Source organism: Rhodoferax sp. PAMC 29310 (genome assembly GCF_017948265.1).
Classification (GTDB): domain Bacteria; phylum Pseudomonadota; class Gammaproteobacteria; order Burkholderiales; family Burkholderiaceae_C; genus Rhodoferax.
In genome coordinates, this window is sequence record NZ_CP072852.1 from 413,073 (window position 1) to 429,975 (window position 16,903).

15 protein-coding genes are annotated in these 16,903 nt (G+C 57.4%); 4 read left to right on the forward strand and 11 right to left on the reverse strand.

Going from position 1 to position 16,903, the window contains the following annotated elements; all coding sequences use genetic code 11:
* The first annotated feature begins 39 nt into the window (after positions 1-39).
* From J8G15_RS01885 to J8G15_RS01895, 3 genes are read left to right on the forward strand one after another with little or no spacing between them, the layout of a single operon-like run.
* Entirely contained in the window at positions 40-1,992 is a 1,953-nt protein-coding gene (locus tag J8G15_RS01885) for a TonB-dependent siderophore receptor (RefSeq protein WP_210545666.1), read from the forward strand.
* 16 nt (positions 1,993-2,008) lie between these two features.
* Positions 2,009-2,941 (forward strand): ABC transporter substrate-binding protein, encoded by a 933-nt coding sequence (locus tag J8G15_RS01890; RefSeq protein ID WP_210545668.1) that lies wholly within the window; start codon positions 2,009-2,011, stop codon positions 2,939-2,941.
* Positions 2,938-4,878, forward strand: coding sequence for a response regulator (locus J8G15_RS01895; protein ID WP_210545670.1), 1,941 nt, complete (start codon positions 2,938-2,940; stop codon positions 4,876-4,878). The genes J8G15_RS01890 and J8G15_RS01895 overlap by 4 nt, the downstream gene beginning before the upstream one ends.
* Here J8G15_RS01895 and J8G15_RS01900 read toward each other — a convergent pair.
* Entirely contained in the window at positions 4,851-5,501 is a 651-nt protein-coding gene (locus J8G15_RS01900) for a response regulator transcription factor (RefSeq protein WP_210545672.1), read from the reverse strand. The genes J8G15_RS01895 and J8G15_RS01900 overlap by 28 nt on opposite strands.
* A 34-nt stretch (positions 5,502-5,535) precedes the next feature.
* Here J8G15_RS01900 and dnaE point away from each other — a divergent pair, with 34 nt between their 5' ends.
* On the forward strand, positions 5,536-9,096 hold the full coding sequence (gene dnaE / locus J8G15_RS01905; RefSeq protein WP_210545673.1) for a DNA polymerase III subunit alpha: 3,561 nt from the start codon (positions 5,536-5,538) through the stop codon (positions 9,094-9,096).
* Between the two features lie 113 nt (positions 9,097-9,209).
* Here the strand turns inward: dnaE and tolA are convergent, their stop codons facing one another.
* Genes tolA through ribD form a run of 10 tightly spaced genes read right to left on the reverse strand, consistent with a single transcriptional unit; the run spans position 9,210 to position 16,874 of the window.
* Positions 9,210-10,160 carry a cell envelope integrity protein TolA gene (tolA, locus tag J8G15_RS01910; protein WP_210547421.1) on the reverse strand — a complete coding sequence of 317 codons (951 nt, stop codon included), beginning with the start codon at positions 10,158-10,160 and terminating at the stop codon, positions 9,210-9,212.
* Between the two features lie 8 nt (positions 10,161-10,168).
* The gene (locus tag J8G15_RS01915; protein ID WP_210545675.1) at positions 10,169-10,588 is read right to left on the reverse strand and encodes a biopolymer transporter ExbD; all 420 of its coding nucleotides are present in this window, start codon (positions 10,586-10,588) and stop codon (positions 10,169-10,171) included.
* A 13-nt stretch (positions 10,589-10,601) separates the two neighbouring features.
* Positions 10,602-11,294 (reverse strand): protein TolQ, encoded by a 693-nt coding sequence (tolQ, locus tag J8G15_RS01920; RefSeq protein ID WP_210545677.1) that lies wholly within the window; start codon positions 11,292-11,294, stop codon positions 10,602-10,604.
* A complete protein-coding gene (gene ybgC, locus J8G15_RS01925) occupies positions 11,291-11,719 on the reverse strand; it encodes a tol-pal system-associated acyl-CoA thioesterase (protein WP_210545679.1) in 429 nt (142 codons plus the stop codon). The genes tolQ and ybgC overlap by 4 nt, the downstream gene beginning before the upstream one ends.
* On the reverse strand, positions 11,716-12,900 hold the full coding sequence (locus J8G15_RS01930; RefSeq protein WP_210545681.1) for a pyridoxal phosphate-dependent aminotransferase: 1,185 nt from the start codon (positions 12,898-12,900) through the stop codon (positions 11,716-11,718). Before J8G15_RS01930 ends, ybgC begins: the two co-directional genes overlap by 4 nt.
* Positions 12,897-13,430 (reverse strand): transcription antitermination factor NusB, encoded by a 534-nt coding sequence (gene nusB / locus J8G15_RS01935; RefSeq protein ID WP_210545683.1) that lies wholly within the window; start codon positions 13,428-13,430, stop codon positions 12,897-12,899. Before nusB ends, J8G15_RS01930 begins: the two co-directional genes overlap by 4 nt.
* Complete coding sequence (ribH, locus tag J8G15_RS01940) at positions 13,430-13,903, reverse strand: 6,7-dimethyl-8-ribityllumazine synthase (protein WP_210545685.1); 474 nt, start codon at positions 13,901-13,903, stop codon at positions 13,430-13,432. The genes nusB and ribH overlap by 1 nt, the downstream gene beginning before the upstream one ends.
* Before the next feature lie 15 nt (positions 13,904-13,918).
* Entirely contained in the window at positions 13,919-15,034 is a 1,116-nt protein-coding gene (gene ribBA, locus J8G15_RS01945; RefSeq protein WP_210545687.1) for a bifunctional 3,4-dihydroxy-2-butanone-4-phosphate synthase/GTP cyclohydrolase II, read from the reverse strand.
* Positions 15,035-15,071: 37 nt separating this feature from the next.
* Positions 15,072-15,716 (reverse strand): riboflavin synthase, encoded by a 645-nt coding sequence (locus tag J8G15_RS01950; RefSeq protein WP_210545689.1) that lies wholly within the window; start codon positions 15,714-15,716, stop codon positions 15,072-15,074.
* 57 nt (positions 15,717-15,773) lie between these two features.
* On the reverse strand, positions 15,774-16,874 hold the full coding sequence (gene ribD, locus J8G15_RS01955) for a bifunctional diaminohydroxyphosphoribosylaminopyrimidine deaminase/5-amino-6-(5-phosphoribosylamino)uracil reductase RibD (RefSeq protein ID WP_210545691.1): 1,101 nt from the start codon (positions 16,872-16,874) through the stop codon (positions 15,774-15,776).
* Between the last annotated feature and the right edge of the window lie 29 nt (positions 16,875-16,903).

A 16,903-nucleotide genomic window follows, 5' to 3' on the forward strand; every position in this document is an offset into this window, starting at 1 on the left:
GAGGCCATGGGAGCCCATAAAAATACCAAGGTCACACCAATGAATCGTTCCGTGTTTCTGTCCATCGTTTTGGGGTGGGCTGGGTCTGTTTGCGCCCAAATGCCGGACGCACTGTCAGAGAAAGACTTTTTCACTGAGATGCCGATCGTGCTGTCTGTGTCGCGCCTGCCGCAGCGGCTGGACGACACACCGGGGGCAGTCACCATTCTGGATCGAGACATGATTCGTCTGTCAGGTGCGCGCGATGTCGCAGACCTGCTGCGCTTGGTGCCCGGGTTTCAGACCAGCAGCTCCTTTGAAACCGGGGCGCCGGTGGCCAGTTATCACGGCGGCTTTGACAGCTACTCGGCACGAATCCAAGTTTTGGTGGACGGGCGCTCAACCTATTCACCATTTCTTTTTGGCGGCGTCGGTCCAGGTTTGCAGGCGGTGGCGTTGCAGGACATTGAGCGCATCGAGGTTCTGCGGGGTTCCAATTCCGCGGCCTATGGTGCGCGGGCGATGTTGGGGGTGATCAACATCGTGACTCGGCACACTTTGGACACCCAGGGTGCGCAAGCGTCCGTCGGGGCGGGGGAAAACGGTGTTCGTGACGTTCAAGCCCGCATCGGCTGGGGCACAGCCCAAGCCAGCTATCGTCTGACGGTTGACCGTCGGGCGGATGAGGGGTTGGCAGGCTCCAACGGACACAACGCAATCAGCCGGGTGAACCTGAGAGCTGATCTAAGAGCCTCAGCTCAAGATGAGTTTCAATTCAGGGCGGGCACCTTGTCAATTGACGCTGGCAAAGGATTTGCCGGACGTGCCAATGATCCGCGTCGCGACCGCTATTTCGGCTCCGGGTTTGCGCAGCTTGACTGGCGCCGAACGCTGAATAAAAACGAAGATGTGGCGCTGACGGTATCTCACACGGAAGAGTCCCACCGGGATAATTTCCTCTTGTCGCTTCAGCCCTATGGGTACAGCAGCAACGTGGTCGTTGACTTTGGCGGGCGTGCCACCAACGATTCATTGATGGTGCAGCACACTTGGCGTGCCAGCCCCGCTTGGAGCTTTGTGTGGGGGGGCGAGTTGCGACGTGAAGAAGTCGAGTCCAAGCCACTCTATGGCACGGGCACCCCTTTTGTGACCAATTTCACTCGACTGTTCGGAAACGCGGAATGGAAGTTTCTGGACGACTTTGTTCTGAACTCTGGCGCCATGCTGGAATACAGCTCAGCAAGCGAGGAGACGTTTGCGCCTCGGGTTATGTTGAACTGGCATTTGGCGCCGGGTCATACCCTGCGTGCCGGAATATCCAAGGCCTACCGCCCACCCAGCACCTATGAGAAATTCGGCAACACCCGCTACTACTTCAGTGGTCAAACCTTGGCGGTGATCACGGCGTCACGGGGAAACATCGACGCAGAGAGCCTGGTGACCCGCGAATTGGGATATCTGGCGAGCTTGCCTCGCCTTGGACTGGAGCTTGATGTGCGCGCCTTTGAGGAGCGTATCAGGGGCTTTGTCCGGCAGGTGTCCTACTCCTTGCCCGCCGGCTCCTCGCTGCTCAACACTAAAGCACTGGACTATGTCAATAGCGAGGATTTCACCATTCAGGGAGTCGAATACCAGCTTGGCTGGCGTCCTTGGCGCGACGCGAAACTTGTTCTGGGGCAAGCCTTTACAGATGTTCGCTCCAGGGACCCAGGCTCTGCCAAGGCGGCTCCACAAAGTGCGACGACGTTGATGCTGACGCAGCGCCTTTCGGGGGGCATCGATCTGAGTTTGATGCATCAGAACAGCAGCACGGTGACGCCACAGGGCGCCGGAATTGCCAGTGCCCGCGCGATGATGCGAACTGACCTGCGCTTGGGAATTCCCATGCGTTGGGGCCGCCAGAAAGGCGAAGTTGCATTGGTCGTTCAAAACCTGGGGTTACCTTTCATGGAGTTTGACAATCTTTTTCGCTTTGAGCGGCGCGCTTTTGTCACGCTGCGCATAGAGAACTAAGCTCAACTCAAAACAGATGGGCCGCCACCTTCTTCACCTTGTCCTCTGGCTGAGCTGGCTGCTCAGCGGGAGTGCGGGTGCTGCAACCAGCCTGCTCATTGTGAGCAGCGAACGCAGTGCGGCCTATGTTGAGACTGCGGAGTCGCTGATCGTGGAGTTGGAGCGAGGCGGGATTGCGCGCAATGAGGTGCACCAGATAACGGTGAATGAATTGACGGACTGGGGTGACCGATCTCCTAGATTGATCGTCACGCTGGGTTTTGAGGCATCTCTGGCCTTGGCAATGTCCGATATCCGTACACCGATTCTTTCCGCTTTGCTGCCGCGAAGCAGTTTTGAGCGGATTCTTCGCTCCAGTAGTCGCAAAGTGTCCTCCCAGTTTTCAGCGATCTATCTCGACCAACCCCTGAGCCGCCAATTGGAGTTGATTCGCCAAGCCTTGCCATCGGCGAGGCGGCTTGGCGTTTTGTGGGGACCTGATTCACAGACACAGGCGCCATCACTGCGGGCTTTGACGCAGTCTGCAGGTTTTCAGTTGACGGAATCGGTCGTCGCCCCTGAGGAGCCCCTGTTTCCCGCTTTAAAGCGGGTGCTGGATGAGGCCGATGTGTTGTTGGCGTTCGCAGACCCGGTTGTGTTTAACGGCAACACGGTTCAGAACATACTGCTGGCGTCATTCCGGGCACGAGTGCCGTTGGTTGCATTTTCGCCGGCGTATGTGCGAGCTGGCGCGGTGTTGGCACTGTATGTCACTCCAAATCAAATTGGACAGCAGGTGGCATCGCTCGCACGAGGCGTCTTGCTACAGGGAAAATCCCTACCGATCGCCCCCATTTATGCACAAAACTTCACCGTGGCGGTAAATGAGCATGTGGCCCACTCGCTGGGACTGAACATAACCCCCGACGGGTTGACCGGGCAACTTCGAAAGCGAGAGCTGGCGCCATGAAAGTTCTGGATATTCGAAGTCGAATGTTGTTGGCGGCGGTTCTGCCAGTCACACTGATCGCCGTGTTGTTGGCCGCGCTCTTTTTTGGTGCGCGAGTGGATGACTTGGACCGGAGCCACAACCAGCGGGCTCGGTCGTTGGCGCGTCAGGTCGCCACCGCCAGCGAATACGGCCTTTTTTCCGCCAACGTGATCCACCTTCAAGGCATTGCATTGGGGGGGATGAGGGAGGCGGACGTTCGATCTGTTGCGATTCTGGATGCGCGAGGCGCTTGGCTGGCCAGTGCGGGGACTCTTGGTTATCCTTTGCCGGTCCTGACGGGCGCAGAAGGGGAGCGCCACGATTCGGTGCGCCGAACGGATTTGATGTGGCAACCGGTCGTTGAGAGTTCAGTCAGTGTAGATGGGCTGTTTGACCGCAAAAGCGACGATGCAGCCCCCGAACGGCGCTTATTAGGCCATGTGGTGATAGAGTTTTCGAGGGAGTCACTTGACCGTCGAGAGCGAGAGATGTTTCTACTGGGCCTGGCGGTCACTTTGGCTGGCGTGGTCTTGGGGGCCCTCCTGGCGACCCGACTTAGCCGAGGCGTCGTCCTGCCTATTTTGGGCGTGTTTGACCTGGTGGACCGAATTGGCCGAGGGGATTTGGCCGCTCGCGCTGCGGTGCTGCCCGATGATCCATTGCGTGAGTTGCGTCAGGGGATCAACCAAATGGCCGAACGACTGGAGTTTGGTCGCGATGAGCTTGAACAACGCGTTGCCGCTGCCACCGTCGCTTTGCGCGAGAAAAAAGAGGAGGCAGAGTCCGCCACTTTGGCAAAATCCAGGTTTTTGGCCGCAGCCAGTCATGATTTGCGCCAACCCATACATGCACTGGGAATGTTTGTTGCCAGACTGGCTCAACTTCGGCACGACGGTGACACTCAGCAGTTGATCGGCAACATTGACGCGTCGGTGAGGGCGATGCAGGATTTATTGGATGGTCTGCTTGACATCTCCAAGCTCGACGCTGGCGCGGTAAAAGTGCAAATTCGTCCGGTGGCCTTGGGTGATTTGTTTGCCCAGTTGCAAAGCAGTTTGATGCTGAGTGCCGAGGAAAAGGGGTTGAGGCTTCGTGTTCGCCCGACCCGTGCCAAGGTGATGAGTGACCCTGCGCTGTTGTACCGGGTTTTGTTGAACTTGCTGACCAATGGTTTGCGATACACCCGGTCAGGCACGGTGATGCTGGCGTGCCGACTCAGCGCTGATCAGCGACTCGCCCATATTGAGGTGCGAGACAGCGGTATTGGCATCGCGCCAGAGCATCAATCGGCTGTCTTCAAGGAATTCTTTCAGGTGGGCAATAGCGAACGTGATCGAAGCAAAGGCTTGGGTCTGGGTTTGAATATTGTCCAGCGCACCGTGCGATTGCTGGGGCACGAGCTCACACTGGCGTCTGCCGCTGGTTGTGGCACCCGGTTCCGGTTGACTCTGGCTTTGACTCAAACCAACGTGCCAACTTCACGTGATGAAGGCCGCGATAGCGTACTTTTTGATGAATTGGATCGATTTAACATTCTGGTTGTGGAGGACGACGTATTGGCCAGAGAGGGGTTGGTGGCGCTGCTGACATCCTGGGGGGCGAAAGTCCGCCAGGCGGAGTCCATCGCCGGCGCATTGGCTGATGTATTGCTCAATGGCGTGCCCAACCTCATCGTCAGCGACTTTCGTCTCCGTGACGGCGACAACGGGTTGGATTGCATTCGACACCTGCGGGCGATGGCGGGGCATCCCATTCCGGCATGTTTGATCAGCGGAAATACCGATGTCGCCTTGATTCAGGAAGCAAAAAATCAGGGGCTGATCCTCTTGCACAAGCCGGTTCGACCGGCCAAGTTGCGCAGCCTGGTTCGGCGGCTGGCCCTTCAGGCTCAGACCAACGGGAGTGGCTTGAAGTAGCCGTGGCTGCTGGCCGCAATCACGGCTTGAATGCGGGTTTGGACATCAAAACCTCGCAGAATGGCACTCACATGGTTTTTGACGGTCTCCTCTGACAGGTCCAGGCTGCGACTGATGTCTTTGTTGGAGTGGCCGTCCATGAGCAGATAAAGCACCTCTTCCTGACGCGGTGTCAGTACAAACCTGGCTGGTGTGGATTCCAACTCGTCGGCTTGAAGTGATCCTGATAAATTGAGGAGTTCAGGCGGAGTGAAAATTTCACCCTCCAAAACCCGGCGAATCACACCGAGCAAATCATCGCTCAATCCCGATTTCGTCATAAAGCCCGCTGCGCCTTGTGCCAAGACTTGGCGCATGACCTTGGGATTGACAGATCCGGACAGCATGATGATCGGCAATTCAGGATGATTCTTGCCAAATATCGACAAGGCGGCCAGCCCGTTCATGTCGGGCAAATGGTAGTCCAGCAAGACCAGGTCGAGGTCGGGGTGCAGCGCTGCCAGCTCGAACGCCCGGCTGCAGGCGGGCGCTTCAAGGACGTGGATCTGCTCGTCAAGCCCTTTCAAGACCTCGCGCAAACCTTCTCGGACCAATGCATGGTCATCAACCACCAGTATCTTCAAAATAAGTCCCCTTGTGCTTTCTACAATGGTGGCTATGTTTGTACACCTGCGCCTCCACACTGAGTTCTCTGTCGTAGACGGCACGAATCGCGTCGATGATATCGTCAAATCTGCGGCAGCTGATGGGCAACCCGCCCTCGCCATCACGGACTTGAGTAATCTATTTGCCACTGTCAAGTTTTACAAAGAGGGCCGAAAACGCGGTGTGAAACCGCTAATAGGGGCTGAAATCTGGCTGGAGGGCCTGGGAAAGGATGTTTCCGCGCTCTCACGCGTTGTGGTGCTGGTGCAGAACAAGCAGGGCTACCTTAATTTGTCCGAGATGTTGGCTCGGGCATGGACTCAAAACGCCGGTAAATTACAGGCCTCGGTCAAACTGGACTGGCTGAAAGAGCTGAATGAAGGTTTGTTGCTTATCTCGGGGGCTCAGGCCGGCCCAGTCGGGCAAGCCTTGGTGCAAGGTGACGACGAACGTGCCTTGGACGCTGCCCTGCAGTTGGGTGGCATCTTTCCGCATCGTTTCTACTTGGAGCTGCAGCGGGCAGGGCGCGTTGACGACGAGAGCCATGTGATTGCCACGGTCAAGCTTGCTGCGCGAATGGGCTTGCCTGTCGTGGCCACCCACCCGATTCAGTTCAGTCAGCCAGACGACTATGAAGCGCACGAGGCACGGGTTTGTATTGCCGACGGCGAAATTCTGGGCAATCAGCGCCGTGTGCGCCGGTTCACCCGGGAGCAGTACTTCAAATCCACTGTGCAAATGCAGGCCTTGTTTGCCGATGTGCCCTCTGCCTTGGCCAATACTGTTGAGATTGCGAAGCGCTGTAACTTGACCTTGGTGTTGGGCAAGCCGCAGTTGCCTGAGTTCCCGACTCCGCTGGTGAACGGCGAGCGCATGTCGCCGGAGGAGTATTTCCGATACACCTCGCATGAAGGCCTGAAAGAGCGCTTGATCCACCTCTACCCCGATGAGGGGGAGCGGGAAAGCGTGCGCCAGAAGTATGTGGATCGGCTGGAATTTGAGATTGGCACCATTCTGAAGATGGGGTTTCCCGGTTACTTTCTAATTGTGGGCGACTTCATTAACTGGGCCAAAAACAATGGCTGCCCGGTGGGGCCGGGACGGGGCTCCGGCGCCGGCTCTCTGGTTGCCTACGTGATGAAGATCACCGACTTGGATCCGCTGAAGTACAACCTGCTGTTCGAGCGATTTCTGAATCCGGAGCGGGTGTCCATGCCCGACTTCGATATTGACTTTTGCCAGACCAACCGGAATCTGGTCATTGACTATGTGAAGGACAAGTACGGCAAAAATGCGGTGAGTCAGATCGTGACCTTCGGCACGATGGCGGCACGCGCCGCTGTGCGCGACGTGGGTCGCGTGCTGGACATGAGCTACACCTTTTGTGACGGCATCAGCAAGTTGATTCCCAACAAGCCGGGTGTCAGTGTGAGTCTGCAATTGCCGCCGTCAGATCGCAAAAAAGACGATAAAACGGTTTATGCGTCGGACGAGCCAATTTTGGCCGAGCGAGAGGCCAAAGAAGAAGACGTCAAAACCTTGCTGGAGTTAGCACGCAAGCTTGAAGGCATGACCCGCAATGTGGGCATGCACGCGGGTGGTGTGTTGATAGCCCCCGGCAAGTTGACCGATTTTTGCCCCCTGTACCAGCAACCCGGCAGTGAATCGGCCGTGAGCCAGTACGACAAGAACGATGTCGAGTCGATTGGCCTGGTCAAGTTCGACTTTTTGGGCTTGGCCACGCTGACGATTCTGGAGATTGCGCGCGAGTTCATCATGAAGCGCCACAAGGGGCAGGAAAACTTTGCGTTCGAAAACCTACCGCTGGATGACGCCAGGGTGTACCGGTTGTTTTCTGAAGGCAAAACCGAAGCCGTCTTCCAGTTTGAAAGTCGTGGCATGCAAGGCATGCTGAAAGACGCCAAGCCCACCCGTTTAGAGGACTTGATCGCCCTCAACGCGTTGTACCGCCCAGGTCCAATGGACCTGATTCCCAGCTTTGTGGCTCGTAAACACGGGCGTGAAGTGGTGGAGTATCCGCACCCGTTGGTGGCCAATATGTTGTCTGAGACCTACGGCATCATGGTGTATCAGGAGCAGGTGATGCAGACGGCCCAGATTCTGGGTGGCTACTCTCTGGGTGGCGCGGACATGCTTCGCCGGGCCATGGGCAAGAAGGATGCGGACGAGATGGCCAAGCACCGCCAGATCTTTCGCGAAGGTGCGGCCAAGAACGACATCAACGAAGCCAAAGCTGACGAAATCTTCGACCTGATGGAGAAGTTTGCGGGCTACGGATTTAACAAGTCGCACGCCGCGGCGTATTCCTTGCTGGCCTATCACACGGCTTGGCTCAAGGTGCATTACACCGCCGAGTTCTTTTGCGCCAACATGACGGTGGAGATGGACGACACCGACAAGCTCAAGGTCTTGTACGAAGACGCGCTCAAGATGGGGCTCACCTTTGAGCCGCCGGATGTTAATCGCGGGGTGAGCCGGTTCGAGCCCGTGTCGAATAAGTTGATTCGCTACGGTCTGAGTGCCATCAAGGGCACTGGCCAGGCGGCAATCGAGGCCATTGTGGCCGCCCGCGAGGGGCGGGGTGCCGGGCCCTCAGCGGAAGTGGTCGGCCCCTTCAAGAGCTTGTTTGATTTTTGCGTCCGGGTGGATCGCAGTCGCATCAACAAACGCACGGTGGAGGCCTTGATCAAGGCCGGCGCCTTTGATGCGATTCAACTCAACCGCGCCAGTTTGCTGGCTTCGCTGGATCGTGCCTTTGTGTTTGGCTCGGCGACAGTGGCCAACGCCAACCAGGGCGGTCTGTTTGACATGGGCGGTGATGATGACCATGGCTCCAGTACCCAGGAGCCGGATTTGGTTGACGCCATGCCGTGGGGAATCAAGGAGCGCTTGGTCCTGGAGAAAACAGCGGTTGGTTTCTATCTTTCGGGGCACTTGTTTGATGAAGTCGCGTTGGAGGTGAGGCGTTTTGCCCGCCGCCCCATCGATGACCTGATCGACACCCGCGAGCCGCAACTGATGGCCGGCATCGTGACCGACTTCAGGGTCATCAACGGACAGCGGGGCAAGCTGGGCCTGTTCAAGCTGGACGACAAGTCCGGCATGATTGAGGCGCGCGCCGACGAGGCCATGATTACCACCTATCGCAATCTGCTGAAAGACGATGAGCTGATCATCGTCATGGGCAAACAACAACCAGACCGGTTTTCGGGCGGTATGCAATTAACGGTCACCCAAATTTGGGATCTGGAGCAGGCGAGATGCCGGTTTGGCAAATACCTGCGTGTGGCCGTCAACTCTGATGGCGCTGGAAAAGCCCCCGATGTGGCCCGAATGATCAAGGACTATCCCGTGCAGCGGGAGGCCACCGAGGAGGGCGAAAAAGTGCATGGCATGCCCGTTCGACTCGCGGTGAGTTGCCAGTCACACACCGGTGCTGCGTCCACCGAGCTGCTGCTGGGTGAACAGGCCCGTTTCTATCCAACCAATGCGGCATTGGCGGGCTGGCGGGTGCAGGCCGCCAATGGGAAATCAGAGATTGTTTATGAATGAAATAAACCTGAAGCCTAGATTAGGCCTTCGTGAGTAGCTATAAATAATGTAGCTACTCACACAGGTGATTCGGTCAACCCGGCCGGCGCATCTGCTGTTCCCAGCCCTGTGGATCAGTCCTTGGGCCTAAAGCTGATAACCAAGGCCGCCGGCACTTGCCCATTGGTGTCACGGGGCAGAGTCTCTGTTTTGTCGATGGCACGCAGCACCGCCTCATCCCAAGAAGTCACCCCGCTGGATTTGATGATTTTCCGGCTGATGATGGTGCCATCCGGTGAGGTGCGCACATCCACTTCGGTGACTGGATTGCTGTTGATGTCTTCGGTGAAAACAATATTGGGCTTGATGCGGGCACGAATGCGGCCAGCGTATCCTGATGAAGGGCCGGACGACTGCAAGTCTTTTCCCGTGGCGTTGGCAGCACCTGTGGCGCCAGCCAGACCGGCCATGCGCTTCAGGTTGGCCTGGCGTTGGGCCTCCATTCGTTTGGCGTCTTCCTTTGCTTCCAGTGCGGCCTTGCGCTCAAGTTCCACTGCCTTTTGCCTCTTCTCGTCGGCGAGTTTCTTTTCTTGCTCGCGCTTTTCCTGCAATTTCTGTTCCTGTAGCTTCTTCTCCTGCAGTTTCTTTTCAATCAGTTCTTTTTCCCGAGCCAGCTTCTCGTTCTTCAGTTTTTCCAGACGTTGCTTCTCGAGTAGCAGCTCTTTCTCTGCTTCTTTTTTAAGTAAGAGTTTCTCCTTCTCCAGTGCGATGTCCGCCTCGGACACTTTGGGTGGCTCGGGCTCTGTTTTCGGCGCTGGGGGAGTGGGTGGCGGGGGCGGTGTGACTTTTTCCGGCTCGGGTTGCGGCTCAGGCGCGACACCAGCGCGTTGAGGTGCAGCCTCTTTTGGTACCGCTGACCAAAGCTCGGCATCGACCGAAATCGTTTGGGGCTGGCTCTTCCAGTGAACGCCCCAGGTCAGCGCTGCGACGAGGAGCAGGTGGGCCAACAAGGCGAGCCCAAGCGCTCGACCAAAACCGGGTGGCGTGGGCGGAGTAAATTCCAGACGATCCGAGGCGGCGATCATGTCTTGCACTAATTCACCAGTTGAACGGACAGGCCAACGCGTTGGACGCCTGCGCGCTGCAGGGTGTCCATGACTTTGACCACGGTCTCGTATTTGATGTTTTTGTCGGCACTGATGACGACTGCCGAGTTCTCTGAGTTGCTTTGGGCTTGCTTGACAGCAGCGACTAGCTCCTTGAGCGCAATGGAGCTGGTTTGGTCCTTGATCTTCATCTCGATCGAGTCGTTTTTGTCCAGGATCAGCTGAATGACCTGATCAGGCTGCTTGGCGCCCTTGCCGACGCTGGGCAGGTCAATCATGCTGGGGGAGATCATGGGCGCGGTCACCATGAATATGATCAACAACACCAACATCACATCGATGAAGGGCACCATATTGATCTCGTTGATGGTGCGGCGACCCCGTCCTCGGCTGACCATAGATGGCATGACTGGACTCCTCTCAGTGGCCGGAGGCGGACTGCGCGCCGACATTGCGCTGCAGGATGTTGGAAAACTCTTCCATGAAAGTTTCCAGTCGAATGGCAATGCGGTCAATATCGCGTGCAAAGCGGTTGTAGGCGACCACTGCCGGAATTGCGGCGAACAGACCAATGGCCGTTGCGACCAGCGCCTCTGCAATGCCCGGTGCCACACTGGCCAAAGTCACAGTTTGCAAGGAGGCCAAGCCAGTAAACGCATGCATGATGCCCCAAACGGTACCAAACAAGCCCACATAGGGCGATACCGAACCGACGGACGCGAGAAACGACAGGTTGGTCTCAACGACATCCATTTCACGTTGAAAACTGGCGCGCATGGCGCGGCGGGCGCCGTCCATCAAGGATGCGGTGTCCGTGATGCGTTTTTCGCGCAGTTTTTGGTATTCGCGCATGCCGCTGGCAAAAATACGTTCTTGCGGGCCCGAATCGCGGGAGTTTTGAGAGGCCGCGGCAAACAGATCGTTCAGGTTGGTGCCCGACCAGAACTCGCGCTCAAATACGTCGTTGATGGCTTTAACTCGCTTCAAAGCGATCAGCTTGCGGAAAATGGCTGCCCAACTGGTGATGGACACCACCATCAGTAGCAGCATGACCAATTGCACGACCAGGCTGGCGTTCAGGACCAGGTGAAGGATCGACATGTCTTGGTTCATCGAAGGGCATCCAATAAAGTTGAGGGAATTCTTGCAGGTTGGTGGCTGACGGCGTTGATCCAGCCGACACGCACGGTGGCCTCACACAAAAGGGTTGTGTCAGTGCCATTTTTTAACAGCGCTTGCTGCTGAATGGTCATGGACGCGCGGCCAATCTCTATGGGTTGCGCTGTCACGATCAATTCGTCGTCCAGTCTGGCCGAGCGGTGATAGCGCAACTGGGCTTCACTGACGACAAAAATACCGCCATTTTCCTCGCGAAGGCGGCGTTGTTCAACACCTCGTCCACGCAACCATTCGGTGCGGGCCCGCTCGAAAAACTTGAGGTAGTTGGCGTAGAACACAATGCCGCCGGCATCGGTGTCCTCCCAGTACACCCGAACAGGCCAGGCGAAAGCGGCTGAAAGAACTGGGGTGGAGTTCATGCCAAAAACGCTTTCAGTCGGTCAATAGCCTGATGCAGGTGGGTCATCGAACTCGCGGTGGAAAACCGGATATACCGTTCAGTATCTGCCGTCCCGAAGTCACGACCTGGTGTCACGGCAACGTGCGCCTTGTTCATGATCTCAAACGACAGATCCCAGCTGTCCTTGATGCCCAGCTTCTCACAGGCCGCGCTGCAGTCGGCCCAGGCGTAAAAAGCGCCATCGGGCATCACTGGCACCGTCAAGCCCAGTGCGTTCAGCGCGGGAATAAAGTAGTCGCGGCGGGCCTTGAACTCGGCGCGCCGGCGCTCGTATTCTGCGATGCTTTCCGCCTCAAAACAGGCCAGAGCGGCGTGTTGTGCAATGGTGCTGGGGCAAATAAACAGGTTTTGGGCCAGCCGTTCAATCACAGGGACGATACGCTGCGGCACCACCATCCAGCCCAGACGCCAGCCCGTCATATTGAAGTATTTGCTGAAGCTATTGATGCTGATGATGTCTTCATCCAGCGCCAGAGCCGTTTGTCCGTACTGGGAGTCGTGGCTCAGGCCGAGGTAAATCTCGTCAATGATCGTGACGCCACCTTTGCCGCTCACCACCGAGTGAATGCGGCGTAACTCGTCCGGGTGAATCGAGGTGCCTGTCGGGTTGGAGGGCGAGGCCAGCAACACGCCGCGCGTCGCGTCGGTCCAGGCCGACTCGACCTTGTCAGCACTCAGTTGAAACCGTTCGGCTGCCGTTGCCGGAACCAACACGGCACGGCCGTCGGCCGCACTCACAAAATGCCGGTTGCAGGGGTAGCTTGGGTCCGGCATCAGTATCTCGTCGCCTGACTCAATCAACGCCAAGCAAGCCATCTGCAAGGCCGCCGATGCGCCTGCTGTGACCACAATGCGGTTGGCAGCCACTTCCACGTTGAACCGCTGTCGGTACCAATCACTGATGCGCTCACGCAATTCCAGCAAACCGGTGGCCTGGGTGTATTGCGTCCGTCCGTCATGAATGGCTTTTGAGGCTGCCGCTTGAACAAGGGGCGGGGCGGTGAAATCTGGCTCGCCAATGTTCAGAAAAATCATTGGCGATTCAGAGTGCGCCACCTCAGCGGCCAGCTTGGCGGCCGCTTTGGCCACCTCCATCACGTAGAACGGCTCGATGCGCTGAGCTCGCCCGGAAATTCTCATGAGCGGGGGTTGCCCCGATCCGCATTGACCTCGGCGGCGCGCAGGCTTGGGGCCAAGCCGTTCAGCACCGCATTCACGTACTTGTGACCGTCAGTTCCGCCAAATTCCTTGGCCAACTCGATGCACTCGTTCAAAACGACACGCCATGGCACGTCCAGGCAATGCTTGAATTCATAGGCTCCAATCCACATCACAGCGTGTTCGATGGGGGAAATCTCTTCCATCTTGCGGTCAAGCAAGGGCAAGATGAGGGCGTCAAGCACGTTAGCCTCGTCGGTGCAACCGTGCAGCAACGCATCAAAATGGACCGAATCGCATTTGGAGAATCCAGCCAAATCGCGGGTGAATACATCGATGTCGGTGATGCCGTTCTTGCCCACTAAACGCTGGTACAAGGCCTGCAGAGCAAATTCGCGAGCGCGAGAACGATCAGACTTGCTGCCGGCCTTGCGGGCACCCGTGCTGGTCACACCCGTGCGGGCTTGCCGGGGAGGGCGCGTGGCCGCTGGCTTGGGGGTGAATTCGCTCATTAGATTTCTTCCAGTAAATTGGCCATTTCAACGGCAACACGGGCGGCATCACGCCCCTTTTCAGTCTGCCGTGCAATGGCCTGGTCCATGTTCTCGACAGTGAGAATGGCATTGGCAATGGGCAATTGGTAATCCAGGCCCACCCGTGTCACGGCGGCGCCGGATTCGTTGGCAACCAACTCGAAATGATAAGTCTCGCCACGAATGATGCACCCCAGCGCTATCAGGGCATCGTATTTCAGCTTTTCGGCCATCGCCATCAAAACGACGGGGACCTCCAAGGCGCCTGGCACCTGAACCAGGTCAATGTGCTTCTCCTGCACACCCAGTGCCAACAACTCGGCCTTGCAAGCCGCTGCGAGCGCGTTGGTGACGGGCTCGTTGAAGCGGGCCTGAACAATGCCAATGGTTAATTTTTTGCCACTCAAGCGGGTATCTGCGGAATCCAAAGTTCCTTTGTCTGCGCCAAACATGGTGCTGTCCTTCTTTTATTGGGTGATGTAGCCGGTGATTTCCAGCCCGTAGCCAGCCATGCTGGGCATGCGACGCGGCGTGCCCATCAAGTTCATTTTGTGCACGCCGCATTCGCGAAGAATCTGGGCGCCGATGCCATAGGTGCGCAAGTCCATGCGGCCGCGCTCGGGTCCATGGCTGGCGCGCGCCGTGCCGTCAAACTGGGCCAGTAATTGCTCGGCGCTTTCCCCGCAGTTCAGGAACACCACGACGCCGCTTCCCTCAGATGCAACACGTGTCAAGGAGGCGTCCAGGCTCCAAGAGTGCATCGCGCGGCCAACTTCCAATGCGTCGAGCACGGATAGGGGTTCATGCACGCGGGCCAAAACTGTGTCGTCCGGTCCCCAGGTGCCTTTGACGAGCGCCAGGTGCACCCCTCTTGCCGTTTTGTCTCTGAAGGCGTGGACCCTGAACTCGCCAAATGCGGTGTTGAGTGGGCGTGACCCCAGTTTCTCGACCAGAGATTCGGTGCGGGCTCTGTATTCAATCAGGTCGACGATGGTGCCAATCTTCAGTCCGTGTTCTGCCGCAAACAATTGGAGATCAGGCAGGCGGGCCATGGTGCCATCATCCTTCATGATCTCGCAAATGACGGACGCGGGCGAGCAGCCAGCCATAACCGCCAAGTCACAACCCGCCTCGGTGTGGCCAGCGCGCATCAACACCCCACCCTCAACGGCCTGCAGCGGGAAAATGTGGCCTGGTTGAACCAGGTCATTGGCAGTGGCGTTCTTGGCAACGGCCGCCTCGATCGTGCGGGCGCGGTCAGCGGCAGAGATGCCGGTCGTGACGCCTTCGGCCGCTTCAATGGACACGGTGAACGCCGTGCCTTTTTTATCGCCATTGCGCACGGTCATTGGCGGCAGTTGCAGGCGCTCACAACGCTCTTTGCTGAGAGTGAGGCAAATTAATCCTCGGCCATAGCGGGCCATGAAGTTTATGGCGTCTGCCGTGACATGGTCAGCCGCCAGAACGAGATCACCTTCGTTTTCGCGGTCTTCTTCGTCCACCAATATGACAATGCGACCCGCGCGCATGTCCGCCACAATTTCTTCAACCGGCGAAATCGCCACGGGAGTGAGGGAGCTCATACGGAAATCTTTCTAGGATTTAAAGTCGATTAGGGCCTTAAGGCGCCAAGTTGTTGAGGGTGGGTGCCTCGGCGCTGAGCATGCGCTCAACATACCGTGCAATTAAATCGATTTCCAGGTTGACCAGAGAACCGTTACGCAAGTTGCCTAGAGCGGTGTTTTGCACGGTATGGGGAATCAGGTTAATGCTGAACTCGCAACCGGCAGTCACGTCGTCAATCCTGTTGACGGTCAAGCTGACGCCGTTGATGGTGATTGATCCTTTATAGGCCAAATACTTGGCGAGGCCTTTTGGGGCCAGCACCCGAAGTTGCCAGCTTTCACCAATTTCGGCGAAGTAAGTGACCTGGCCAATGCCATCTACATGGCCCGACACGATGTGCCCGCCCAAACGGTCATGAGCTCGCAGCGCCTTTTCCAGGTTGATGGCGCCGATTTGAGACAGTCCCGCTGTTTTGTCCAGGGATTCGGCAGAAATATCCACCGTGAACTGCTGCTGGCCCAAGTCCAGGGTGGTCGCAGTCATGCAGGCGCCATTGAGCGCGATGCTGTCGCCCAATCCGACGTCGTCAAGATAGGCGGGAGGGCATTCGATCGTGAGTCGCTTGCCATGGGTTGAAGAGCTGCCTAGGGCGTGAACAGCGACGATGCGCCCCACGCCGGTAATGATTCCGGTAAACATCCCACTATTTTCGCAGGGAAAGTGGGCGGGATCGTGGTTGCCGTTAAAACTTGTCCTCTAGAAAGTGTCTCGGCCTTCAATTCGCGCCAAAATTCGCAGGTCAGGCCCCACCCTTTCAGTGGATAGAAAGTTCAGCGGCAGCGCATGTGCCAAGTCGGTTAACGGGCCAAATCCAGCCATTTCTCGCCCCTTGCCAATGATCTTCGGTGCGAGGTAGACCAGAAACTCGTCCACCAAATCCTCCCGCACCAAGGACGCATTGAGCTTCTCCCCTGCCTCTACATGCAGTTCATTCACTTCGCGACGTGCCAGGTCTTGCAACATCGCGGCAAGGTCGACCTTGCCTTCCGTGCCCGGCAGGTAAATGACCGTGGCACCCAGTGCCTCCAGTGCCGACTTTTTCTCATCATTTCGGCTTGCAGCGTATATAAATAGAGCGCGACCAGCTATAAAAAGGTGAGCATCAAGCGGCGTTTGAAGTCGGCTGTCCACAATCACCAGGTGAGGCTGCCTGGGTGTGTCCACCAAGCGCACGTCCAGGCGCGGGTTGTCTTCCAGCACCGTACCGATCCCGGTCAGAACGGCGCAGGCTCGCGCTCGCCATGCATGGCCATCGGCGCGGGACGGTGCGGATGTGATCCATTGGCTCACACCGTTCTCCAGCGCCGTTTTTCCGTCGAGTGAGGCCGCTATCTTCATTCGAACCCACGGGGTCTGCCGAATCATTCGGCTGAAAAAACCAATGTTTAATTCTCGAGATTCGTGTGCCCCGGGGCCAACAATCACTTCCACGCCAGCTGCGCGCAATCGGTCGAAACCTTGTCCTGATACCCGTGGGTTGGGGTCTGCAATGGCGGCGACGACCTTTTTGATACCTGCGGCAATCAGCGCGTCGCAGCACGGTCCGGTTCGACCTTGGTGAGAGCAGGGCTCCAACGTGACATAGGCGGTGGCGCCGACAACGGAGTGCCCAAGAGCCTCGGCATCGCGCAACGCCATGACTTCGGCATGGGGGCCGCCGGCTTTTTGGGTGTGCCCACGAGCCAATAGGTGGCCGTCACTGGATGTAATGACACAACCGACTCGTGGATTGGGATTGGACAGCCAAAGTGCCTCTGATGCGTGAGACAGACTGCTGCCCATGATGTCTAAGGTCATGGGTTTTGTCGATTCCAAACCAAAACCAG